This window comes from Aquimarina sp. 433, assembly GCF_054054605.1.
In genome coordinates this window covers 1-548 of the sequence record NZ_JBSWZK010000038.1, presented here as the reverse complement: position 1 = coordinate 548, position 548 = coordinate 1, and the positions used below count along the sequence as shown (strand labels likewise).

Below are 548 nucleotides of genomic sequence, written 5' to 3'. Positions count from 1 at the left end.
GTTATAGATATAGTTACTACAGATGGTAGTGCTAGTGAGCCAGGTGATTATACAGAGGTTATTACTACGGTTACGATTCCAGCGGGATCGACTAGTGTTACTGTTGATGTTCCTGTTATCGATGATGCTATTGATGAGCCAAGTGAGGACTTAACAGTTAGTGGTACAGTTACCAGTGGTAATACGAGTAATACCGATCCAAGTGGTACGGTAACGATTACCGATAATGATAATACCCCTACGGTTAGTATTAGCGATATTACAGTTGCGGAGGATGTAGGTAATGCTACGGTTACAGTAAGTATTGATGTAGCGAGTAGTGTAGATACGGTTATAGATATAGTTACTACAGATGGTAGTGCTAGTGAGCCAGGTGATTATACAGAGGTTATTACTACGGTTACGATTCCAGCGGGATCGACTAGTGTTACTGTTGATGTTCCTGTTATCGATGATGCTATTGATGAGCCAAGTGAGGACTTAACAGTTAGTGGTACAGTTACCAGTGGTAATACGAGTAATACCGATCCAAGTGGTACGGTAACGAT

1 protein-coding gene is annotated in these 548 nt (G+C 41.4%); it reads left to right on the top strand.

Annotated features, from left to right (window positions below):
- A partial coding sequence (locus ACWNT5_RS24255; protein WP_456518861.1) for a Calx-beta domain-containing protein occupies window positions 1-548 on the top strand: 548 nt, incomplete at both ends.